The following is a 22,572-nucleotide window of genomic DNA, read 5'->3' as shown; positions in this document are numbered from 1 at the left end:
TAGGAATTCGAAGCTCGAATTTGCAATTAGATGTAGTCACAATGGTTCGAACCATGATTGTGAAAAATGGCAGGAGTGAAGGTGATGGTAGAGAAACTTAGGAGCCTTGCGGCAATCCAAAAAATTGGTTTCCTCGTATGGGCCTGCGTGGCGACGCCAACTTTTGCTCAGGAGACTATCAAATACGAGTACGATGCCCTTGGGCGGTTGATAAACGTCGAGAGGGATCGCGCCAATACGACGACCGAAACGATCGATTACGAATACGACGCCGCAGCCAATCGCACCCGCTTAACAAGAGCGACGATCGGAGACAACGGTCAGGGCGGTTCGGACCCAGCATCAGGCGGGACGCCTGTTTATCGCATAATTTTCAATGGGCGTTTCATGGTGATCCAGACCACCGCAGGAAGCTAAGTTCGTTTCGCCGTCTAACAAACGGTTTCCGTATCTCAATCACTAAGGAAGGATTCATGATGAGAATTACGCGTGCGAGTAACTTAATCGCCGTTGCTCTTGGCCTGGCCGCAGTGAGCGCCTCGGCTCAAGTACCGATATATTGCGTTGGCACTGTTTCACAGTCTTACGTCTCAGCGTCAGGGAACGTTATCTTCAAGGGGAGCTGGGCGCCTAGTTGGACGCAGGTGTGCAATACTGAAGCGACTTGGAAAGGCATCCCACCTAATGTTTGCCTAGCGTGGCTTGCAAAAATCGACGCGGCAGTTTCTTTGGGCAAGACAGTGCAGGTCAGATACTACGAAAATGTTACTTGCGAGACACTCCCGTCGTACACAGCCGCACCAGCGCCTGATTACCTTATGCTCCATTGATGTATGCACGGTGCTTAACGAGTTTGCTTTGTTTGGCTTGCACACGCTTGCACTTGATTACCGCGCTGATTGGACTTCGCAATTAGCTCTATAGCAGTATTACAAGGAGTGGGGACCGCTCTGGCATCAGCTCAATAACGAAAAAGCAAATCTTGGTCGTTTGTGCAATATATGCATGTATTCGTTTCGTGAAGAATCTTAGAATTATTATATGGGAGTATCTATGAATTTCTCACTCAAAAAATTTGTTCTGCCAGCACTACTTGCAGCAGTCTTAGTACCAGTCCCCGCAACAGCGGCGATCAATTGCACGGGAACTGTCACGGACTCCTACGTTTATAGCGATGGCGCAGTCCTTTTCAGGGCCAGCTATGCGCCAAGCTGGACGCAGATCTGCAATATTAAGGAAGGTTGGAAAGGCGTCGATCCCGATGTTTGCCTAACTTGGCTCGCGAAGGTTGACGCGGCAGTATCGCTCGGCCGTACTATCACTGTTCGATATATGAATGAAACCTCTTGTAATACACTTCCGCGATACACGGAAACATCGGCGCCTGCATATGTAATGATAAGCTAGTATTAGAGTGCGACCAGATCGCTTCCGTAAAGAAGCCCCACAATTCGGCAGGCTGCAAGACTTTACTGATACGGCAAATTGGCGGTCTTAGCATTTCGTCGCGGACAAGATGGCTTCATAATCGAAGTGGCAGTGGACGCTGGCACGGACCGAGACGAATTTCTGCAGTCCCTTGGTGCGGGTCAAAACTTCACAGCTCATTCTCGCCTACGCAGTTGCAACCGAGAACTCGCCGCACGGCTCTTGATCTACGCCTCCATCTTACAGCGATATCCGACGCCTATCTCGCCCACGGCGGGCGGTTAGATCGTGCCACCTCAGTCGGGGCATCAGCCGGACTACCGAATATTTCAAGGTTTTCGCGAAGAAGTACGAAGTTAGCGATTTATCGTGCCTTTTGGTCACTGTTTTCGAGAGTCCGCCCTCCTGATCGACAGCAGCCAATGGCAATACACATCTGGGTTGTCACCTTTGTGGACTTCACTGATGTGCGGACGCCGGTTAATGTACCCATTCAACCAGCCTATCTTTTGCAGTTCGTTACGGCCTTGGGAAGCACCGGCGCGGTTATTTGGCTTTGACCGATCTTCGCGTAGCTTCGTAGACGATGTACTGCTCTCTTTCCAGTTCGCGTGAGCACGCCGATCCGGTTCAGTGCCCTCTCAACGGATCAGATATTGAATCTCGACAGTCAGCCCCCGCGGCGCAGACTTGAGGTTGTGGTTTAGTAAGAACGGGAGCTTGCTAGTAGTAACGGAGAAATAAAGATGGAGCCCCGGTCAACTAGGTCTGAAATCTCCGCCGAATGGGTACTCAAGATCATAAGCTGCACAACGCGTCGGCATTTCTCAATTCAATACGAAATCCGCATCGTCCTCAAGAACGTCTCGCACTAAATCATCGCTTGGCGACAGTGCCCTACGAATTGCGCCAGCGATTGCACAGATGCTCCAAATCGAGCGCTGGCCGCTTCTGACTCAGGCTAAGCCAATGTGCTGCATAGACCTCGCCTTTCTAGCGAGAATGGCTCCAGCGATCTCGCCGGTGAGCGCGTCGACGATCTTGAAATTGGAGGGTCGCAGATGTATGCGGCGCAGCCTTCGATCCGATGGTCTCGGGGGAAGATCAGCTCTTGGCATCAGGCGCTTAAGAACCGCGTGTTCGTCGAGAACTAATACCTGTCTGGCGATTTCGAAGAGCAGGCGCTTGCGCGCGAGGTCGAGAGGGCTACTGGTGAAGCATTGTAGCGCTGTATCCCGAACGTTGCCGCCCCATTCTCCATCGTTCGGTCGGTCAGTGTCAGCAATTGCGGATTGCATATCAGCCTGAAATCACTCCAAGCGAGCCACATTGCAGCAAATCTGTCGGATGACGAGACCATCTTAGGTCGCACCCAAGATGCGGTCACGATTTTCCTGCCGGTTCTGGTCCCTAAGCGCGGCGGGAAGAGCGACGTGTTGGCAGCAACCAACCGTCCGTCGCGACCGGACCCGGTACTGATCGGCGCGCTTCGAAAAGCACATGGAATGCTCACGACAACGCGCGGCTTGCCTTTCATTGAGACTGCGCCGGTTTCACCCTACGAACGCGAGATTTTAAGGCTCGCATTCCTGGCGCACGACATACAAAGGGTCATCCTTCGTGGGCGCCCGCCGCACCATGTCAATCTCGAGTTGTTGAAGAAAATGGACATCCCTCTGGGACTGATTCAAGCTGCGCAAGGCGTTGGGCTTTGCTGATCCCGAATAGGGCTTTCAGGAGCCCAAACACCGGAATTATGCAAGTTGGACCGCCATAACAGGCATTGATCGCCCTGTTATATCGAGCAACAGGAACCCCTGTCTGCGCTCCTAAGTAACGGAAACCACGCAGTATTTATGGCGCGCGTTTCCCAAGTTGCGCAGACAAAGCCCGGTTAATGCCTCAAACTAAGCGACTCTTTTTCTGTTTTTGCCAAAAAGGGGCAAACTGAAGCGATCCCAGTTGTCGAAGAGACGAGGCCTAGAATTGGCGCTTGAAAGCGCTGAGGAAAAGGAAGAACTGTCAAGCCCGTTGCGGATCCACCCGCGCAAACCCGCCTGTTCCGCAGGCTTTGGGAGGGTTACCGGAAAAGATAGACGAGTTGCACGGGTAGATGGCGGTGCTGTCAGTCTAACGCGAACTCGTCCCTGCTAGGCTTAGAGCGACCCACCCTTTGAGCATACTGCGTCAATATGGACCCACCCGAGCCGCTCAAGCAGTAGGAAGATCACCCCCCCTGATTCTCGCCGTTTAGAGTAGTCAGTCTGCATTCGCGTCCAAAAAATTGGGTCAATGCCAACCCGGTGCGCGTCCGGTGGCTTTGAGTGACCTTCGACAACCATCTAATCTAAAACACTATTTTATTTTGGCACGTCGCTTGCAGAGCCCTTGGTCGGAGCAGGGAGCGAATGACGCGTGATGATCGACCTACTGGTAATTCTTCCGAAGAGGAGCGCATCCTCGATCACTTGCGCTCGCACCCAGCCGCAATCGATACCATACGCGGCGTCAGCGAATGGTGGGTTCCTGACAGTGACCCCAGAGAAATTGCGGCGGCGCTTGAACGGCTTGAAAGCCTTGGCCTGGTCCTGCGCTGCTCAAGACCGGATGGATCGGCGTTGTTCGCTGCCGGGCCGAACCTTGGTTCGAACAAAAACGAGCCAGAGTGAGGTACGGCTGTGAGCACCTCTATACTTGCCACCAGTGAAACACTCCAAGGGGTATTGCTTGATGCAATGCAGACCGACCCCGATCTGCGCGCGCTGTTTTCGCCGCTCGGCCCCGCTCTCGTTTCACTGGCAACGCCTGATGCGATGGTCGATCAAGATCAAACAGGAATTTCGGTGTGGCTCTATCGCGTGTTTCGCGATGAGAACTTGCTGAATGCCGCGCCGCGAAGGCTTCCGCCAGATCGGCTTCGCAGAGTCGCTTTGCCAATGCGGGCTCTCTATCTGATCACGCCGATGATGCGCGGGAATGGCGGTCTTCCCTCGCCGGAGGCCGACCAGCATGTGCTCGGTGCAATCCTGCGCACTTTCCACTCGCAGCCGATCCTCACAGGCGCTGCTTTGGCAGGCGCTTTAAGCGGGACAGACAGCGAAGTTTCAGTGCGACTTGATGACCCTGGACTAGAGGAACTTGCACGGGTTTGGGACACGCTCGAAGAGCCGTATCGGGCCAGCATTTCCTATGAAGTCGGCGTTATCGAAATTGATGATGCGCGGCCAAGCTGGGTCGGCCCGCCAGTTACCTCAAGAGAACCTGTGATGGGATCTGCCAATCCGATCACCGCAGGCGAAGCAGGCTTATGAGTGTCGTGCAAACAGTGGTCGCTGGACAGGAGTGGGAATTCAACCCCGAGCCGCGCCAACATAACAGTGCCAACTGGCAAGTCATTGCCTTTGCGCAAGCGATTGACGAACAGACCGGCTTGCCGCCGCGTCAACGCGCCTTATTCACGCAACACCCGGCGCGCTTTGGTTCAACCGCAAGCGCCGGCGGCTTGGTTGGGCTGACAGGGCAGCCGCAGATGTTGTTCTCTGATCCGTGGCCCGTGCCCTCACCGGACATCGAATTCTCATTCGCTGTGCCCGGGTTTTTGCCGGTGACGTTGGCGGGAGGCCTGCCCGCACAGCCGGGCTTTCCCGGTACGTTTGCCCCACTCGATTTTGGTACGATTGGGCTTCACCGGACTCCGACCTCACTGGAAGGCGTCCTAGTTGATGCAATCGGCAACACGGTCGCTGGCGCCAATGTTGCAGTCACACGCGGCTGGAGGCGAATTGATGACCTTTCCGGACCGGGCCAGCCGGTTAGCGGCGTCACGTTATCGCGACCACTCGCCGTTGATCGCCCGGCGGGGGCAGGCGTTCGGGTGCTTCCGATCGCTCCCGCAGCACCGACCAAGATGCTGGTCCGCGCAATATCGCCGGGCGCACGCCAGATCACACTTTCGGATCGGGCTGGATTGAACGTCGGCGATCCGTTGATCCTTGGGGCTGACTCGGAGCGACGCGAATATCCAACCATCCAATCCATCGACACGAGTTACAGCGCCGACCAACCTGCCAAGATCGCGCTCGAATATCCAATCGCGGGAAGCTATCTTGCAAACAGCGACGTGACGCCGGCAAGTTATGGCGCGGCGGGTCCGGTCAATTTGATCGATTTCGCCGCCCGGACTTCAGACACAAGCTTGCTTCTCGACGGGTTGAACGGATTTGGCGTCCTCCCCGGACAACTGCAAATCAGCAGCCCAGGCATCCCCGACGAACACCACGACTGGACACCATGGACGACCCTGTCCGGAGCGGAAGGCGAATGGCGCCTGCCAGCGGTGCATCGTCTTGCCCATATCGAGCTCAGCGCATCCGGCGGCGGACAGCCAACCCCAACACTGCAAACAGTAACGCTTAACGGCCTGCCAAGTGCCTCAGTGACGCTTGTGTTCGAATGAAGGTGTCATCGTCCAGAACCGCGCAGAGCCCAAATTTGCCAATATCCAAGGAGATAACAAATGCCTGAATATCTCGCTCCCGGCGTCTTTGTAGAGGAGGTCGAACGCGGCCCTCGACCGATTGAAGGCGTCAGCACATCGACGGCAGGCATGGTTGGCATGGCCGAGCGTGGCCCAATCAACCGCCCGATCTTTATATCCAGCGTTGGCGAATATGAACGTTGGTTTGGCGGCCTGTTACCGCTCGCCGAATTCTCTGCCCCTGGCGATCCTGACACCGCATATTGCCACTTGCCCTCGGCAGTTCAGGGGTTCTTTGCAAACGGCGGAAAACGGGTATTTGTCACGAGGATTATCCCGGAAGAAGCAGCCGCTGCTAGCGGTGGATTGTATGATCGGGGAACCAGTCCGGGCGATACCGGCACAATACTGCTCAGCCGCGCTGGAATTGGTGACGGCGCTGCGGGCTCACCTCTCTATGTGCTCGATATTGCCGGTGTTGGCGCGGGCGATACTGTCCGCGTTGGGGACGGGAGTCGGGCAGAGTATCTAAACGCCGCAGCTGCACCAGCCGCAGCCGCCAGTCATATTCCGCTCAACCGCCCTCTTGCCCGCGCGCATGACACTGCGGCCAATGCCGTGTCAGTCTCCGTCCCGCCAGCGATCGGTGCTGGACCGTTCACACTTGATTCCGCTGTCGCAGCCGGTGCCAACGTGCTGGAAATCGACAGCCCGGTTGATCTGGTGGCTGAGCCGACGCCTTTCCTCGTGCAATTGTCAAACGGCGGCGTGGTCGACATTGCTGCCGTATTCGAAACGCCTACCGCATTGGGCGGTAGCCTGTTCCGCGTCGTCATCAATGAAAGCTTGAGCCAGAGCTATGCTGCTGGCACGCAAGCCGAATTGCTCGCAAGTGCTGCGGGTTCAGAAACGCTTGCCAGCGATGCAGGTGCGGGTGACCTGCTAACATTCGCGACCAATGATATTCCTTTTGGCGCTGGCAATGTGATCGAGTTTGAAGCCGGCACACCAGCACATGAGGTGCGCCTGCAGGGAGAGCTCACAGAGCTTGATCTGGCTACCCCGCTGCCGATGCATGCACCTGCACGATCAGCGCTTATCCATGTCGATCTGAATGATGATGGTGCGATCACTGCAAAGGCATTGACCTCCGATATTGTAGTGGGTGCTCGGGTCATACCGATTGATGATCGGGTCGATCTTGAGGTTGGGCAGGTGATCCGCATCGGCGTTGGCCTTGATGAGGAGTTTGCCGAGATCATCGCTATCCCGGGCGCGGGTGCGCCAGCCCCCAATGCTGGCACAATCACGCTTGGCGCAGGCGTAACGCTGTCACATCTATCCGGCGCGACGGTGCAAGTGCAGGATACGCCCGCTTTCCCAGCCGCTGGCCATCAATCTAGCTTCACCCTGCTTAATGCCGACACTGGGGCCAGTGCTCTGCTGTTGGCCGCAGGTCAAGGCTACGCGGCGGGTGATGGCGTGATGATCCGCCGACCTGATGGCACACTTAGCCACCACCGGGTTGATGCCTCCAATCCCGCAGCAAATACCGGCGAAGTCACATTGGTGAGCGGGCTTGAACGCACCCACAATGCGGGCGAACCTATGATTGAGCGACGCTTGCTGATTGACGTAGAAGCACTTGATCTCGGATCCTGGGGCGATCGGCTCCGACTCTCTGTTGGCGATGATCCAACAGGCTTACTCGCGCAAGCGACCACCACCATGCTCAGCCCTCCGCTTGAGATTCGCCTGTCAACGCTAACCGGAGTGAGCGCGGGCACATTGCTTGAACTAAGCAACCCGGACACTGGCGGCAGTGTCTTGGTCAAAGTGCGATCGACCGATCCGAGCAATGGCAGCGTTACACTGGATACACCGGGTCTGGACGCCGCGGCACAGGCGGCGCTTGGTCCGATCGGCGGCCCGCTCAATGTGCGAAGCCGCGAGTTTTCGATCACTGTCGAGTTGCTCCGACGTCCCGATCCAGCAGTGCCGTCGCGCAATGATCAAGTCATCGACAGTGAGACTTTCAGTCAGCTTTCGCTTGATGCGCGGCATGAGAATTACTTCGCAGATGTGATCGGCAGAATCGGCGGTCCGCTAAGGCTGGAGGACGGTCGGCCGGAAGGTCAGTCGACCTTTATTCGTGTCGCAGATACGGCACCCGATGACGCCGCTACCGCAGCCATTCGCGAAGGTCCTGAATCACTGATCGACGTGCTGCCGTCTGGCCGAACGCGGGCAGCACGCCACGCCATGCGCGGTGGAGACGATTCAATCGCAACAATGGCTGATGCCGTTTATCTCGGTTCAGACGATCCCGAACCACTCAATCGAACAGGCCTCCAATCGCTGCGCAACATTGCGCAGATCAGCATGGTGGCAATCCCCGGTGCGACTAGCACAGAGCTGCAATCAGGCCTGATCAACCATTGCGAATTGATGCGTTATCGTTTTGCCGTCCTCGATGCTGCCACCCCCGGTTCGTCGCTCGCAGATGTGATGGCGCAGCGGCTGGCATTCGATACCAAATACGCGGCGCTGTATTATCCTTGGTATTCGGTCCCTGATCCTATGCCAGACAATCTGGCCGCAGTGCGCGATTTCCACCTGCCACCATGTGGTCACGTTATGGGCATTTATGCTCGCACCGATGAACAGCGGGGCGTGCACAAGGCGCCTGCAAATGAAGTGGTACGCGGTATCACGGGCTTGTCGCGCAGAGTTTCTAAGGCTGAGCAAGAACTGCTGAATCCATCGAATATTTGCGCCACACGGGATTTCCGTCCGGACGGTCGGTCCATTCGAGTCTGGGGCGCGCGATGTCTGACATCGGACAGCTCGCACAAATATGTGCCGGTGCGTAGGCTACTGATCTTCCTCGAACAATCAATCGAGATCGGCCTGCAGTATGTGACATTTGAACCCAATGCGCCCGAGCTGTGGCGGCGGGTCAGCCAGACGGTTGCGAACTTCCTCACCGATGTTTGGCGCGATGGTGCGTTGGAAGGGACCAAGCCCGAAGAAGCGTTCTTCGTGAAATGTGATCGCACGACGATGACGCAGTCGCAGATCGATAACGGTCAGCTGATCATCGAAGTCGGCGTGGCACCAGTCAAACCAGCTGAATTCGTAATCGTCCGAATCGGTTTCATGACCGCAAGCGGTGAAGATTGACCCTGAAACTACGCCACTAAAGGCGACACAAAGGAGGTTCCGTCATGGCTACTGGCGATAGAAACGACCCGTTTCGCGGGCATAATTTTCGGCTCGAGATCGATGGTATCACGCTCGCCGGTTTTACCGAGGTTTCAGGGCTCGATATCGATGGAGATGCGGTCGATTACCGTGAGGGCAATGATCCTGTGAACTGGACGCGCAAGCTGCCCGCACTGCGCAAACAGACCAACATCATGCTCAAGCGCGGCATAACCAGTAACACCGAGCTTTGGGAATGGCATCGCGCCATCGCCGAGGGCGATCCAGATCGGCGCGATGGCGCGGTAATCTTGATGAATGAAGCGCGCGAAGATGTCGGGCGCTGGAATTTCCGCGCGGCTTGGCCAAACAAGATCACCGGCCCGCAGCTCAACGCCACAGGAACCGAGGTCGCAGTGGAGAGCCTAGAGCTTTGCCACGAAGGCCTCGAAATCGATTTCGGATCGTAGGGGCAGGCGGTACACATGCTCGGACTGGTTGATCAACCCGGCCTCTATATGCAGCGACCTGATCGCAGCGCATCGGCGATCACACGTATTCGCACCGATATCGCGGCATTTGTCGGGATCGCGCAAAGCGGCCCGATTGCGCGGCCCGTTCGTGCTCGGTCAATGGCGCAGTTTGAGGCGGTGTTCGGCGGTTACAGCGACAATGCATACCTTGCTTATACCGTCCGCGCATTCTTCGAAAATGGCGGTGAAGAATGCCTTATCTCGCGCGTAGCCGATGAAGATCCAGCGCGTGGCGCAGCCCCTTCGCGGATCGAAATACCCGACACTACCGGTGGGCTCGCCCTCTCGATTGAGGCCTCCAGTGCCGGAAGCTGGGGCAATGCGCTTGAGATTGCATTAACCCCCAGCCCAACTGCCGAAACTCAGGCGAGCGGCGATCCCGCAATTGATGGCAGCGCAATCGAGGTTGTGGGAACAGACGGATTTGCAGGAGGACAATTGGTTCGCATCAGCCAACCGGGCGGGCTGGAGCAGGAGCGCATTCTGGCCGCTGTTGATGCTACTGCAAGAAAGTTGCACTTCGTGCATCCTAATCCGCTCAAACGCTTGGCCAATCAATTTGCCCTGAGCGGTATGGTCCCTGGAGAGCCGATCCGCATTGCGCATGTCGCCTATGATCTAGTCGTGGTGCTCGGCGGTGAGCCTGTCGCAATCTACGCTGGTCTTGAGCTGACCAAGTCATCCAGCCGCTTCATTGGCGAAGTGCTGCGCCCGGCCGAGCCCGATGACGATGGCATGCTCGATCGATTGCCATTACCGATCTCGGTTTTCAAAACGGATTTGGCACCGACCGACGTGCCTCAACCCCTTGATATCGTCGCAGGAGAGCGGTTCGCGCTCAGCGGAGGGCGCGATGGGTTGGTCGAATTGTCCGTTGGCGATTTTCAAGCCGGCTTGGCCGCGCTTGAACCCATCGCCGACGTCACGACAATCGCGGTTCCTGACATCCATATTCGCGCCCGCACGCAAATGTTTGCGCCACTACCTGAAATCACTCCTGATCCTTGCCCGATCTGCATCGAGCCGACGCCGCCTGCGCAGCAGCTCCCCCCGCCACCATCCGAGTCCCCACCGATCTTCACTCTCGATCAGATTCATGCAGTGCAGGCAATGATGGTCGAACAATGTGAGAGATTGCGCGACCGAGTGGCGATCCTTGACCCTCCGTGGGAAACCGTGCGCACTGACGCAATCGGCCTCGGCGGTATCAAGGCATGGCGCAATCGCTTCGATTCAAGCTTTGCGGCGCTCTACCTCCCGTGGATCGACGCATCCGATCCCATCGGGCGCGGGCCAAGACCACTGCGAACTATTCCTCCTTCAGGGCATGTCGCGGGCCAGCTAGCTTCTGTAAGTATCACCACCGGCCCTTATCAGGCGGCCGCCAATGAAGATCTGTCCTTCGCTTTCGGGACCAGCCTTGCGATTGAACCGGCAGCGCACGGCGTACTCAACAGGTCAGGGCTAAACGTCATTGCCGTTCGCGATAGTCGCGCGGTCCGGATACTCGGTGCACGCACGGTAAGCAGCGACCCAAGATGGCGGTTTTTCCCTGTCCGCATGCTGATGGTGATGCTGCGCCGATCACTGGAAGCGGCAACCCAATGGACCGTGTTTGAACCGAACAGCGCAGAAACACGCTCACTGATCGCTCAAACCCTCAACCATTTTCTCGAAACGCTACGACGCGGTGGCGCGCTCGCGGGACGCTCTGCGGAAGAGGCATTCCGAGTGCGCTGTGATGACGTAAACAATCCCCCGTCGACCAGAGCCAAGGGCGAGTTCAGGATCGATATCGCGATCGCCCCAGCCAAACCGCTCGAGTTCATCGTCCTGCGCCTCTCACGCTCGGATGAGGCATTCGAACTGGCCGAACAAGGCGCGCTGTCGACCCAATTGTTGGGAGCGGTTTGAAATGGCGCGTCATGATCCCGTTCTCGGACACAACTTCTCGGTTGCCCTGCTCGAATCCAAGGGTGCCGATGGGGCCGGAACCGGTACGATCGGCATCTCGACCGCTGGCAGCCGCAGCTACGCCGGATTCTCGGAAGTGACCGGACTCGAGATGACCATGGCGGTCGAAGATTATGAAGCGGGCGGGATCAACGACGCCGTGCTTAAATTCCCCGGCCGGATGCGGTGGAACAATCTGATCCTTAAACGCGGCGTCGTGGGACGCCGCGACCAAATCGACGACAGCGATTTGTGGACCTGGTGCAACGACTATCTCGAAGGTCGCGGCGTGCGCAAAGATGGCCTGATCACCCTGCACGATGCCGCAGGCGATCCGGTCCACGTGTGGTCATTCCTGAACGGTTTGCCCGCCAAGTGGGTTGGGCCATCACTCAACGCAGGCCGCGGGGAAGTCGCGGTCGAAACACTCGAGATCGCTCACGAAGGCATCCGCCGCGAAGATTCCGGCGCCGCGCTCGGTAGGGCGGTCGCGGGTGTCTTCGATGCAATTTTTTAGACCAGATGTGGAGAACGCAAGATGAGCGTTGAGATCAAAGAGGTTGTCAGCACGGTGCGGGTCCAAAACCGCAGTACAGCCGCGCTTGATGATCGGACCATGGCCACCATTGTAGCAACTGCTGTGCGCGCGGTTGAAGACCGCATGGCGCGCCAGGACCGGCGCGCTGCGGCCACGGAGATTGCGGACGACGGGCGCGGCAACATCGCTCGTCAAAGCTGGAGCGCGCGCGTATGAGTGCTGCCCCACCCGGACGCGCATATCTGATCGCCCATTGGCATGGCGGCGATAGCGATCCGATTCCTGTCCAATACAATCCAACCGAACTCTCGTTCGAGAAAAAGCTGGTTTTCGCCGAGGTCGCGATCCCTGCGACAACTGCGCCATTGCAGCAGTTCGTGCGCGGAGAGGCCGAAGTCCTGTCACTCGAATTATTTTTCGACAGTTCGGACAGGGGCATGTCGACCCAGGCCGAAAGCGTTGCCAGACAAACAGACAAAATCTATTCGCTCGTTCGGATCGAACCGACCGGACACACCCCTCCGCCAATTTCGTTCTATTGGGGCAAGGGCTTCCCCGGTTCTGAAATCGCAAGCGAGCTGGGATCGCAGCGGCGCGAGAAATTCACCGGCGTCATCACCAGCATCCGACAGAACTTTACTCTGTTCTCGACCGGCGGCGTTCCTTTGCGCGCCAAGATCAACCTGTCGGTACGCGAATACAAGCCGATGGCCGAGCAGCTCGAAGAGTTGAACTTGTCCTCGCCAGATCGCACCCACGCGCATGTTTTGGGCCCGAACGAACAATTGTGGCGCGTGGCGAATAGCTATTACAGCAGGGCATCTGACTGGCGCCGGGTCGCAGCCGAGAATGGGATTGAAGACCCACGCAGGATCGCCTCTGGCACGCGTCTGGCCGTTCCCGCAATTGATCGCGGACGGGCTGGCCGATGACAACGTATCGCTCGGTCCTTGATGAAGCTCGCAAACCGGAAAACCGGGCCTTTTTCGCGCCTTCATTTCAGGTTCGCATTGATGGTGAGAATTTACCGCAGAATGTCCTGCGAGACGTGATTGAGCTCAAATACATCGACGGACTGACCGAGATCGACCGATTTGAATTGACGGTCAACAATTGGGACTCAGACCAGAAGAAATTTAGGTTTATTGGCTCAGAACCAGACGATTATCTCACTGATAGCAGCGCCGAGAACAAACCTTATGTGTTGTTCCAGCCTTGCAAAAAGACAGTCGAAATCAAGCTTGGCTATGCTGACAATTTAGTCACCATGATGCTGGGCAATTTCACCAGCATGGAGCCCAGCTTTCCAAGCTCTGGGGCGCCAACGCTGACCGTCACCGGGCTCAACATTCTTCATCAGTTCAGGCGCAAGAAATATTCGCATTCCTGGATCAATGAAAAGCCGAGCGCAATTGCCCTCAATCTTGCAACATTGACCGACGATGGCGAGAAACGGCTGCCAATTCCGATCGGCATAAATGAGGAGGCACAAGGCGAGGAGAATCCGCTCGATTACACTGCGCAAACCAATCAATACGATGTTGATTTTCTCCTCAACCTGGCCCGTCGACACAGTTATGAGATGGTCATCCAGGAGGCCAACGAAGAGTCTGGAACTCCGCGCCAAATCTATTTCGGGCCCGGTTCGTTTGCCCGCCCACCGATAAACTATCGGCTCGAATGGGGGCGGACGCTGGTCGATTTCAACCCGGTCATCACCAGTCACAATCAAGTCAAATCGGTGCGCGTCAATGGTTGGGATCGCGCCGCTCGTGAGTCTTTCCACGAGGTCATCAATTTCGACGATGATGAGATGGAAGGCCTCAACAGCAATGTTCAAGAATTTATCCAATGTGATCCGCGCGAAGAGCTGGTTGTTGATCGGCCAGTATTCTCACGCGAGGAAGCCAAACGGCTGGCGCGCGATATCATGCGCGACCGAGCTTCGTCGGTAATCAAGGCTCGTGGCACGACCATTGGCCTGCCTGAACTGCGCGCAGGAACCAAGGTTCAGATTGGCGAATTGGGCGCAAGGCTTTCTGGCGATTACCTCGTCACAAAAACCGAACACAGCTTTACCGATGCGGGATACCAGACCCGATTTGAGGCGCGGCTCGAAAACCTGCCGGAGCAAGCATCATGATGGGCGGCGCTATGCCTGGACTCGTCATCGGTTCGGTGATCGAGAATGAGGACCCCGACAATCAAGGCCGGATCCGCGTATCCTATTCCGGGATTGATCAATCGCTCGAAAGCGACTGGATACCGTACTCCGCGCCATTCGCCGGGCCAGATCGAGGGTTGTTCTTTATTCCCGAGCTTGATGACGAAGTGATCATCGGGTTCCTGCATGGTGATTTCAATCATCCGATAGTGCTCGGTTCCATGTGGAATGGTCAGGCCGAAGCGCCCGCTACCGATCCACGTGTGCGGATGCTCCGTAGCAAAAACGGGCATTCGCTGCGCTTCATAGATTCCACTCCGGACAATGGCGACAACGGCGCGATCTGGCTCGATGATCCGCACGAGAACGCCTTGATGATGTGTAACACCCACGTCGTGTTGCGTGCCTCGGGAACCCTCAGACTCGAAGGCGCAAACATCATGATCAATGGCCGCACCATCGAACCCAACAACAACAAAATCTGACAGGAGACGCCATTGCCAACTCTCGACGTACCACTGCCAGAAAATCTGAAGCGCGATCTCGCTGAGCCGAAATGCGCGGACTTCCGCTTGCCCAAGGCAAACATCCCCGAATTGCGCCTCCCAACAGGTGGGACAATCAAGGGCATTGCCGATGCTACACGCGGGATACCCGATGATTGCGCCATGAACGCATCGCTGGCGCTGCAGATCGCTCCGATAATGGCAAGCATGGAATGTGTACTTAAAGTTCTAAAGTTCCTCGGGGTCTTGATCGATGCGTTCAAAAATCCACCAACCAATCCCGTGGATATTCCGGGAATGTTTATCGAAATTGGCGACGCCGGCGCGGAAGTTGCAGCGTGTATCGGCATGGTGGTCAACCCGGCCATCCCGTTCGGCCAGTTCATCAAAGACCTGCTGCTGCTGATCGCCAAGATGTTGCGCTGTATGCTTCAGGCACTCACCAGCGTTATCGATCTCCTAGCGGGACTGGAACTTGATATCGCCTCAGCCGCACAGAACGGCAACGATGCACGGCTTGCTCAGCTTGAGTGCGCGAAGGAGAATGCACTCGTTTCGGCCGACGGCATCATGCAGTCAATTGATCCGATCGCGACCATTCTGGCCTTGGCTGGTCCATTCCTCGAACTGATGCCTGGTGCGCCGTCTGTCGAGCTTCCAGCACTAGCATCGGATGGTGATCTGGAGACCATGAAAGAAGGGTTGGCCGCGCTGGAAGAAACAGTGCTCGTCATCGAGGGCCTGGCGGAGGCTATTCCGCTATGAGACCGACTAACGATTTTCGCGCTCCCGGCGCATTCCTGGGCAAGGGTTTGGCGTTTCCGCTCACCATTTCGCCGCAAGGTAGGCTGACCTCGGCTGCGGGTGAAGCAAAGGTTGAACAGTCAATCTGGTTCCTGCTTTCTACAGCGCTGGGTGAGCGCGTGATGCGACCTGCCGTCGGCTGCGCAGCGCATAACGAATTGTTCAAGCCGGGCAGCGAAGCAACCATTGTGAGGATCGTTGATCAAGTCCGCCGCTGCTTAACTGAGCAAGAACCGCGCATCGATGTGCTTGGCGTCAATGCCGAACTTTCGGGTGAAGATGACAACTTGCTGATGATCCGCATCGATTATCGGCTGCGGGTCAACAATGCGATGATGAACATGGTCTATCCCTTCTTCATTCGGGAGGGTGTGTGATGCCTCTATCCGATCACATTCCCGTACTCGATGACCGGCGCTTTGCCGATCTGGTCGAAGAGGCCCGGGCGCGAATCCCGCAATATACCCCCGAGTGGACTGATACCAACGGTGGCGATGCGGGCTTTGCTCTGGTCGAATTGTTCGCCTGGATGAGCGAAATGCTGTTGTTCCGGATCGGCAGGATCCCCGAACTCAATTACCTCAAATTCCTTGAACTCATCGGCGTCGAACTTGCCCCAGCAAGGCCCGCGACCACGATCCTTGTCTTCCCGGTCAAGCCCAGTTTTGCGCAAGAAACCGTCATTGTACCTTCGCGTTTTCCAGTCGCTTCCAGCCAACCCGATGACGATGGGCCGATCTTGTTTGAAACCGACCGTGTACTTACCGCGATCAAGAACCAGCTTACCGCGATCCAATCATTTGACGGCTACGCCTATTCCGATCTGACCGCCGCTAATGCCGATCTTGATGGCGGGTTCGAACCGTTTGGCGCCCTCGCCAACACTGGCAGCGCATTCATGCTCGGCTTTTCAAGCACTAGTGAACTGCCTTCCAATGCAGAGCTCTCGCTGGCGTTCTGGCCCGCGAGTGAGCGCGTAATTCCACCGGCGCCATGTGGCGGCGGGACGGTTGCTGTATCTCCGCCCGGTCGGTTTGCATGGGAGTTTTGGGCTGGTACCGAATGGCGGCCGTTGAAGGTCCTATCCGATGAAACGCTTGGCTTTTCGCGCTCCGGAATGGTCCATCTCAAATGCCCTCCCGCTGGGCAAATCGTCGCAGCGACGCTTGGGAAAAAGACCGATGCGAAGCGCTATTGGCTGAGAGCACGCTTGGTCTATTCAGGCTATGAACGGGCGCCCCGATTACGCGCCGTGCGGTCCAACGCGGTGCCTGCGATACAGGCGCAATCGGTGGCCCGCGAAGTGGTTGGAGGGAGTGAAGGAACGCCTTCGCAGGTCTTCCAACTGGGCAACACGTCGATCCTCGATGGGACGCTTGAGCTTGATGTGGATGAGACGGGCACGCCCGAACGCTGGACCGAGGTGTCAGACTTCTTCGGGTCGGATGAGGACTCCAAACACTTTGTATTAAACCGCACGACCGGCGAAATCCGCTTTGGCGAAGGCAATCGCGGACGCGTGCCGGTCGCCAATCTCGCCGTCCCTCAGGCCAACATAATTGCGAACTTCTATCGCCATGGCGGTGGGCAACGTGGCAATGTCGCGGCGGGCGGCGTCTCGACGCTAATGCGGACCTTGCCGGGTATCGACGCTGGAGCAGTCAGCAACCCAGTGGCTGCCGAAGGTGGTACAGACGAAGAAACACTGGATGCCGCAATCGAACGCGCACCCGTGGTGCTCAAATCGCGTGAACGCGCTGTCGCGGCCGAAGATTTTGAGATGCTCGCAAAGCAGGCTGGTCCGGTCCGCCGCGCGCATACCATGCCGCTGCATCATCCCGATTTTGAAGGGATCAATGTCCCCGGCGTCGTGACAGTCCTGATTGTTCCCGACACTCCTGGACCGGCTCCTTTGCCAAGCGAAGCTTTGATGCAGACGGTTTGTGCGCACCTCGACAGTCGCCGTTTGCTGACTACCGAACTTTTCATCATCGGCCCTGCATATATCGGCATCTCACTCGATCTGGAAGTGATTGCAGCGACAGACGCAAATGCAGCGGAGCTTACTCTTGCGGTCGAAAACGCGGTCAGTGCTTATCTCCATCCGCTTACTGGCGGGGCCGATGGTCTTGGTTGGCCGTTTGGCGGTACGCTCTTTTACGGCGAGATCTATCGCCGAGCGCTGCTGCCCGATGTCTCGCGTCTGGCAGGTCTCAAAATCGAAGTTGAAGGCGTGGCCCAACCCGATTGCGCCGATGTCACAATGCCCAAGGGCACATTGGTCCGGCTTGATGAATTGCGTGTGTCTGTTCGGTCTGAAGAAGAGCTGGAGCGAACCGCATGAGCGCCGCGCTCCTCCCCCCGCCCGCTCGTCCGCCGCATGACCCACTATGGGTTCGGCTAAACGGCAAACTTGGCTGGCGGTTGCTTGAAAGCGGCGCTGTAGGGTTGCCGCCGTTTGCTGAAGACGCTGCCAGTGGAGATCTGACCCTGCCGCTGGAACCGGGCCTCGCGCGGGTTACTGGAGAGGCTTCTGGTTCGCTCGGTGGGCTTATCGTCCCCGGCAATGTGGCGTTGGACGGCAATGGAACGTTGTGGCTGCTCGATCGCGAGCGCGCTCGCCTGCGCCAGTTTGATCCTTGCGCCTGTTCATTTCGAGACATCGCTTGCGGCGGTGTACGCCTTTTTGCGCCTTCGGCAATCGCGGCCAAAGGCGGGCGGATCTACGCGACTGATGCGGGATCGACGGGGATACCGGGGACGGTGCTGGTGATCGATTCAGCGAGTCAGATCGTTCGCGCAACATGGCAACCGCCATCATCCGCTTGTCCCAACCCGTGGCAACCAACCGCGATTGCGCTGTTTCAAGACAATGTGCTTGTCGCCGATGCCGCCAATGGGATGATTCACCGCTTTGCTCTCTGGGGCGGCTGGATCAGTGCGATCGAGCCGGCAGGGGTCATTTCCCGGCTCGCCGCAGATCTTTCAGGCCGACTATATGCCGTCATTCAAGGCCGAGACGATGTCGATGTCTGGCACGAAGGGCGGATTGTAGAGTGCCTGGCCGATCCGGCAGAAATCGCAGAGCGGTTCTGTTGTCCTCCATTTGAGATCGCGCGCGATGGATCGTTCGATCTCTCTGCCTGGTGCGAAGGCGCTGGCTGGTTCGATCCATCAGGCGAAGCCTTGGCCGAGCCACCGGATGATAGCATCTCGTACATCTCGGCTGCCAGCAGCATATCCCGGGCCATCGACAGCAGCATCTCGCGATGCCCGTGGCATTCGATCAAACTGCATTTGCGCAACGGCGATGCCGGGCGAGTTGTAATAGAAACGCACACCTCAGAAATAGAGCTTCGCGAAGACGAAATCACCGCCTTGCCTGACAGCTCGTGGACCGCAATTCCTTTGACACCGGGTGCCAGCGAGGCCCTGATTTTGAGCGAGCCGGGTCGATATCTGTGGCTGCGCATCACCCTAATAGGGGGCGGACAAGGATCGCCTTCACTAAAGCAAATAGATATCGAATATCCACGCATCTCACTGCGTCGCTATTTACCCGCAGCGATGGGCGCAGATCCGGTCTCCGCCGACTTTCTTGATCGCTTTCTCGGCGTCTTTGATCGCGGAATACGCGGGATGGAAACAACGGTAGACGCGCAAGCGGAATGGTTTGATCCACGCACCACACCCGCCAATTCTAGCAGCGATATGCTTTCATGGCTTGCAAGCTGGATCGGAGTATCGCTCGACCGGCGTTGGCCCGAAGCGCGCAGGAGGCACTTTGTCCGGTCTGCCGCTAAATTGTTCGGGTGCCGCGGGACAGAGCCCGGATTGCGCGGCGCGCTTTTGCTCTGGCTTGGATGGGATACCCTTGGAGAGAAACCACAATCGGTCCCGCATTGCGCCCCGGTCTGTGCGGAACCTCCGATAACACCTGCCATGCCAAGGTTGGTGCTCGAACATTGGAAACTGCGTCGCTGGTTGTTCCTTGGAGGCAGCCGATTGGGCGGTGCCGCGCGTATTTGGGGCGCTGCTCTACTCGGTCGCAGCCAGCTTGGTGAAAATGCGCAAACAGGCGTTACGCGTCTTGATGCCTCGCGTGACCCTCTTCGTGACCCGTTCCACGAATCTGCTCACCAGTTGAGCGTGTTTTTGCCTGCTCATAGCGTTGACCGGGCTGACAAGCGCGCATCATTCCGGCGGTTGTTGGGCGAGCAAATCCCCGCCCATGTTGAGCCTAAAATTGTAGCCGTCGAACCCCGCATGCGCATCGGCATTCAAGCTGCACTCGGTTTCGATAGCGTAGTGGGATGCTGGCCGCCCAGCCTGCGCGGATCATCCACTGCTTTGGGCGAGATGCAATTGGGCCGCGCGAGCCTGCTGCCCGGCACAGGCCCGTCAAGTGCCACCCCTCCCCGATTGGGCACAACCAGCAGATTGCGGCGCCTATCCACAAAACCCGCACCACCCGAGAGGATCACGCCATGAGCAACCACGATCAGACTTGCGGCTGCGAAACCAATTGCGAGCCGACCCGACCCGTACGCAACAATTACTTTACTGGTAAATTGCTGGTGGAGCGGGACTTCACCGACGAACAATTCTACTTTCAAGAGAAGGCGCGCCTACACAACCAGCGCTTACATGGTACCGGCGTGGTCTGTGGATTGGAAGTGGAACAGCACCCCAACCCCGCCTGCCGCGATCATCTGGTCATCCTCCAACCGGGCAGTGCAATCGATTGCTGCGGGCACGACATTCTGGTGATCGAGCCGGAAACGATAGACATCACCGCCCATCCTCAAGTGCGCGAGCTAATCGAAGCGACAAACACTGACGATGGCGGTGAGGATGCGCCGCCCCATACACTGCAACTGTGTTTGTCCTATCGCGAATGTCCGAGCGAAGACGTGCCAATCTTGTTCGATGAATGTGGCTGCGATGACACCCAATGCGCCCCCAACCGCATTCTTGAATCTTATGACCTCGATGTGCGCATTGATCCGGCCGGTCCGGTCTTCAACCCGGGCGCCGCGAGTGTCGACTGGGCCAGCACCATCGGGCTTTCCCATGCCGAAATGATCGCAATCGATGCCATTCGTGACCGGTTGTTCGTAGCCTCTGCCGATGCCGCCTCTTCTCTCTATCAGGTCGGGCTGACAAACCATTCCGTGCAAGCGAGCGATGCGCTGTCCGGACGCATCACAGGTCTTGCCGTGTCGCCAGACGGCAGCGAGCTGTATGTAGCGCTGGTCGATCCTGGCAGCCCTGGCGACGCTGCCCGTATTGCCGTGTTCGAACCAGATGGCGCAGGCCTTGGCGCTGGCCCCGTTCGGCAGGACTCTGTTCCCGGAACAGAAGGAATGGAGCTAACACTTGCCGTGCTCGATAGCGGCGCGTTGCTCGCTGTGGCGGAGGTAAGCGGCGATGCAATGCTTTGGGCGGCAGGCGTCGCTGATCCGGCCGCACCAGACGAAAGCGCCAGTCTGGGCGCAGCGCGAACCATGCTTGGACAAGGAACTGGTGGACAGGTGTATCTCGCCGAACCAGGCGGTTCAGGCCTGTTCTCAATCGATCCGGCTGCCGCTGGCCTGCCCGAAAGCACTATCGCTGGATTGGCTGCCGCCACGACACTAGTCGGCGGCAAACTCGTCCGCTCAAGCGGTCCGGATGCTCTGGTACTGCTCGACAGTGCTACCGATGAGATCGTGTTGTTTGACCCTGATGCTGGCGCGACCATCGCAACAGCGGGGATGGCTCACACGCCTATAGCCATTTCTGTTACTGACGGCGGCGGCTGGGCGCTCGCCATCGTATCAGATGGCACCGACAGTTTCGTGCAAGGCATATCGCTCGCCGCTCTGGGATCGGACAATCCAACCGAGCCAACTGCTCCGGTTCCTGTTGGCGACGAAGCCAGCGTGGTGCGGATCGCACCCGACAATTCGCTCGCCTATGTCGCTTATACCGGCAACATCACTGTTGAGGGTACTGGCGGCGTCGCAATTCTCGAAATTGCTGCGACGAACTGCCTTTCAGGCCTGCATGGCGGCGAATGTACCGGCTGTGTCAGCGCGGATTGTGTTGTGCTTGCGACCATCGAAAACTGGCGGCCGGACATGGTGTTTGAAGACGTGCCCGTCGGCAATCGTGATCAGGCGGGCGATCTGGCCGACGGCATCGCACGAATTGACAATGGTTTAGGGCGGATCTGGGTGCCGAGCACCCAAGCCATCGCCAACGCTTTGTTGTGTCTGGCTGATCAGGGCCTTGGCGGCGAAGGGATGCAGGGGCCTCCTGGTCCAGCGGGCGCGCCAGGTCCAAATGGGGCTGCGGGCGCGGATGGAACACCAGGTGTTCCGGGAGTTCCTGGTCCTGCTGGACCTGCGGGACCTGCAGGACCTGAGGGACCAACAGGCCCTAGCGGACCACAAGGACCCTCAGGCAGCGGCGGCCTTGACGAAGATCTGACGCATATCTGCGACATTAGTTGGGACCATTTGGGAACCGTCGATATCGATACCCTACGTACCGATGGGTTGGTGATTGCATTCGATAGACGCATTCACGCCGTCGATCTTACGGACCTGACTATCGAGGTGCAAGCGCTGATGGATCAACCAGACGGGACCCGCTGTTGGTGCAATTTGCGGACACAATCAATTGACGGAATGTTCCTCGAACAACGTTGCGACATTGAGGCTGGCGCTGGAGAAAGTCCCGATCCCCTGGTTGATGCAGTGCGATGGCGCGCGGGCAATCTCCCTCGGGATATTCAGCTCGGTGAGCCAATGCCCCTACGCGTTCTGCTTCACTGTGATTTCATCCGTGACGAGGATCAACGCGCAGTCGACGGCAATCATCTGCCCGGCTGGTTACCCAGCCAACCCACCGGTGACGGCGTCGAGGGTGGCACTTTCATGAGCTGGTTCAATCTGGCGGCAAACGGCTGAGAAGCCCGG

Annotated in this window: 18 protein-coding genes; all 18 read left to right on the top strand. The window is 57.5% G+C overall.

Translation table 11 applies throughout. From position 1 onward, the window contains the following. Positions 1 to 84: 84 nt before the first annotated feature. The 18 genes from KCG45_RS08700 (at position 85) to KCG45_RS08615 (ending at position 22,563) form a co-directional block, all read left to right on the top strand. Complete coding sequence (locus KCG45_RS08700; protein ID WP_218316877.1) at positions 85 to 417, top strand: RHS repeat protein; 333 nt, start codon at positions 85 to 87, stop codon at positions 415 to 417. A 2,303-nt stretch (positions 418 to 2,720) separates the two neighbouring features. Then, positions 2,721 to 3,146, top strand: coding sequence for a hypothetical protein (locus KCG45_RS08695; protein ID WP_218316876.1), 426 nt, complete (start codon positions 2,721 to 2,723; stop codon positions 3,144 to 3,146). Positions 3,147 to 3,836: 690 nt separating this feature from the next. Next, complete coding sequence (locus tag KCG45_RS08690; protein WP_218316875.1) at positions 3,837 to 4,097, top strand: hypothetical protein; 261 nt, start codon at positions 3,837 to 3,839, stop codon at positions 4,095 to 4,097. A 9-nt stretch (positions 4,098 to 4,106) separates the two neighbouring features. Further along, a complete protein-coding gene (locus KCG45_RS08685) occupies positions 4,107 to 4,739 on the top strand; it encodes a Pvc16 family protein (protein ID WP_218316874.1) in 633 nt (210 codons plus the stop codon). Further along, the gene (locus tag KCG45_RS08680; RefSeq protein ID WP_218316873.1) at positions 4,736 to 5,884 is read left to right on the top strand and encodes a hypothetical protein; all 1,149 of its coding nucleotides are present in this window, start codon (positions 4,736 to 4,738) and stop codon (positions 5,882 to 5,884) included. The genes KCG45_RS08685 and KCG45_RS08680 overlap by 4 nt, the downstream gene beginning before the upstream one ends. A gap of 60 nt (positions 5,885 to 5,944) precedes the next feature. Continuing rightward, positions 5,945 to 9,088 carry a phage tail sheath subtilisin-like domain-containing protein gene (locus KCG45_RS08675; protein WP_218316872.1) on the top strand — a complete coding sequence of 1,048 codons (3,144 nt, stop codon included), beginning with the start codon at positions 5,945 to 5,947 and terminating at the stop codon, positions 9,086 to 9,088. 44 nt (positions 9,089 to 9,132) lie between these two features. Continuing rightward, on the top strand, positions 9,133 to 9,579 hold the full coding sequence (locus KCG45_RS08670) for a phage tail protein (RefSeq protein WP_218316871.1): 447 nt from the start codon (positions 9,133 to 9,135) through the stop codon (positions 9,577 to 9,579). A gap of 15 nt (positions 9,580 to 9,594) precedes the next feature. Next, a complete protein-coding gene (locus tag KCG45_RS08665) occupies positions 9,595 to 11,556 on the top strand; it encodes a phage tail sheath C-terminal domain-containing protein (protein WP_218316870.1) in 1,962 nt (653 codons plus the stop codon). Between the two features lies 1 nt (position 11,557). Continuing rightward, positions 11,558 to 12,112 carry a phage tail protein gene (locus tag KCG45_RS08660; RefSeq protein WP_218316869.1) on the top strand — a complete coding sequence of 185 codons (555 nt, stop codon included), beginning with the start codon at positions 11,558 to 11,560 and terminating at the stop codon, positions 12,110 to 12,112. 21 nt (positions 12,113 to 12,133) lie between these two features. After that, positions 12,134 to 12,349, top strand: coding sequence for a hypothetical protein (locus tag KCG45_RS08655; protein ID WP_218316868.1), 216 nt, complete (start codon positions 12,134 to 12,136; stop codon positions 12,347 to 12,349). Next, the gene (locus KCG45_RS08650; protein ID WP_218316867.1) at positions 12,346 to 13,065 is read left to right on the top strand and encodes a CIS tube protein; all 720 of its coding nucleotides are present in this window, start codon (positions 12,346 to 12,348) and stop codon (positions 13,063 to 13,065) included. The genes KCG45_RS08655 and KCG45_RS08650 overlap by 4 nt, the downstream gene beginning before the upstream one ends. Further along, positions 13,062 to 14,276 (top strand): phage late control D family protein, encoded by a 1,215-nt coding sequence (locus tag KCG45_RS08645; RefSeq protein ID WP_218316866.1) that lies wholly within the window; start codon positions 13,062 to 13,064, stop codon positions 14,274 to 14,276. Before KCG45_RS08650 ends, KCG45_RS08645 begins: the two co-directional genes overlap by 4 nt. After that, the gene (locus tag KCG45_RS08640; protein WP_218316865.1) at positions 14,273 to 14,782 is read left to right on the top strand and encodes a phage baseplate assembly protein V; all 510 of its coding nucleotides are present in this window, start codon (positions 14,273 to 14,275) and stop codon (positions 14,780 to 14,782) included. Before KCG45_RS08645 ends, KCG45_RS08640 begins: the two co-directional genes overlap by 4 nt. Positions 14,783 to 14,965: 183 nt before the next feature. Further along, positions 14,966 to 15,568 (top strand): hypothetical protein, encoded by a 603-nt coding sequence (locus KCG45_RS08635; RefSeq protein ID WP_218316864.1) that lies wholly within the window; start codon positions 14,966 to 14,968, stop codon positions 15,566 to 15,568. Then, entirely contained in the window at positions 15,565 to 15,984 is a 420-nt protein-coding gene (locus tag KCG45_RS08630) for a GPW/gp25 family protein (RefSeq protein ID WP_218316863.1), read from the top strand. The genes KCG45_RS08635 and KCG45_RS08630 overlap by 4 nt, the downstream gene beginning before the upstream one ends. Next, positions 15,984 to 17,951, top strand: coding sequence for a putative baseplate assembly protein (locus KCG45_RS08625; RefSeq protein ID WP_218316862.1), 1,968 nt, complete (start codon positions 15,984 to 15,986; stop codon positions 17,949 to 17,951). Before KCG45_RS08630 ends, KCG45_RS08625 begins: the two co-directional genes overlap by 1 nt. Beyond that, positions 17,948 to 20,098, top strand: coding sequence for a phage tail protein (locus tag KCG45_RS08620; protein WP_218316861.1), 2,151 nt, complete (start codon positions 17,948 to 17,950; stop codon positions 20,096 to 20,098). Before KCG45_RS08625 ends, KCG45_RS08620 begins: the two co-directional genes overlap by 4 nt. Continuing rightward, on the top strand, positions 20,095 to 22,563 hold the full coding sequence (locus KCG45_RS08615; protein ID WP_218316860.1) for a YncE family protein: 2,469 nt from the start codon (positions 20,095 to 20,097) through the stop codon (positions 22,561 to 22,563). The genes KCG45_RS08620 and KCG45_RS08615 overlap by 4 nt, the downstream gene beginning before the upstream one ends. The last annotated feature ends 9 nt before the right edge of the window (positions 22,564 to 22,572 follow it).

It is taken from the genome of Erythrobacter ani, from assembly GCF_019204025.1.
Classification (GTDB): domain Bacteria; phylum Pseudomonadota; class Alphaproteobacteria; order Sphingomonadales; family Sphingomonadaceae; genus Erythrobacter; species Erythrobacter ani.
This window is presented reverse-complemented; position numbering and strand designations above follow the sequence as displayed.

Coding starts and splice junctions, on each gene's coding strand:
- KCG45_RS08635 (WP_218316864.1), top strand. CDS start 14,966: ATGAACGCATCGCTGGCGCTGCAGATCGCTCCGATAATGGCAAGCATG.
- KCG45_RS08670 (WP_218316871.1), top strand. CDS start 9,133: ATGGCTACTGGCGATAGAAACGACCCGTTTCGCGGGCATAATTTTCGG.
- KCG45_RS08650 (WP_218316867.1), top strand. CDS start 12,346: ATGAGTGCTGCCCCACCCGGACGCGCATATCTGATCGCCCATTGGCAT.
- KCG45_RS08640 (WP_218316865.1), top strand. CDS start 14,273: ATGATGGGCGGCGCTATGCCTGGACTCGTCATCGGTTCGGTGATCGAG.
- KCG45_RS08655 (WP_218316868.1), top strand. CDS start 12,134: ATGAGCGTTGAGATCAAAGAGGTTGTCAGCACGGTGCGGGTCCAAAAC.
- KCG45_RS08675 (WP_218316872.1), top strand. CDS start 5,945: ATGCCTGAATATCTCGCTCCCGGCGTCTTTGTAGAGGAGGTCGAACGC.
- KCG45_RS08660 (WP_218316869.1), top strand. CDS start 11,558: ATGGCGCGTCATGATCCCGTTCTCGGACACAACTTCTCGGTTGCCCTG.
- KCG45_RS08625 (WP_218316862.1), top strand. CDS start 15,984: ATGCCTCTATCCGATCACATTCCCGTACTCGATGACCGGCGCTTTGCC.
- KCG45_RS08690 (WP_218316875.1), top strand. CDS start 3,837: ATGACGCGTGATGATCGACCTACTGGTAATTCTTCCGAAGAGGAGCGC.
- KCG45_RS08700 (WP_218316877.1), top strand. CDS start 85: ATGGTAGAGAAACTTAGGAGCCTTGCGGCAATCCAAAAAATTGGTTTC.
- KCG45_RS08645 (WP_218316866.1), top strand. CDS start 13,062: ATGACAACGTATCGCTCGGTCCTTGATGAAGCTCGCAAACCGGAAAAC.
- KCG45_RS08630 (WP_218316863.1), top strand. CDS start 15,565: ATGAGACCGACTAACGATTTTCGCGCTCCCGGCGCATTCCTGGGCAAG.
- KCG45_RS08620 (WP_218316861.1), top strand. CDS start 17,948: ATGAGCGCCGCGCTCCTCCCCCCGCCCGCTCGTCCGCCGCATGACCCA.
- KCG45_RS08615 (WP_218316860.1), top strand. CDS start 20,095: ATGAGCAACCACGATCAGACTTGCGGCTGCGAAACCAATTGCGAGCCG.
- KCG45_RS08680 (WP_218316873.1), top strand. CDS start 4,736: ATGAGTGTCGTGCAAACAGTGGTCGCTGGACAGGAGTGGGAATTCAAC.
- KCG45_RS08665 (WP_218316870.1), top strand. CDS start 9,595: ATGCTCGGACTGGTTGATCAACCCGGCCTCTATATGCAGCGACCTGAT.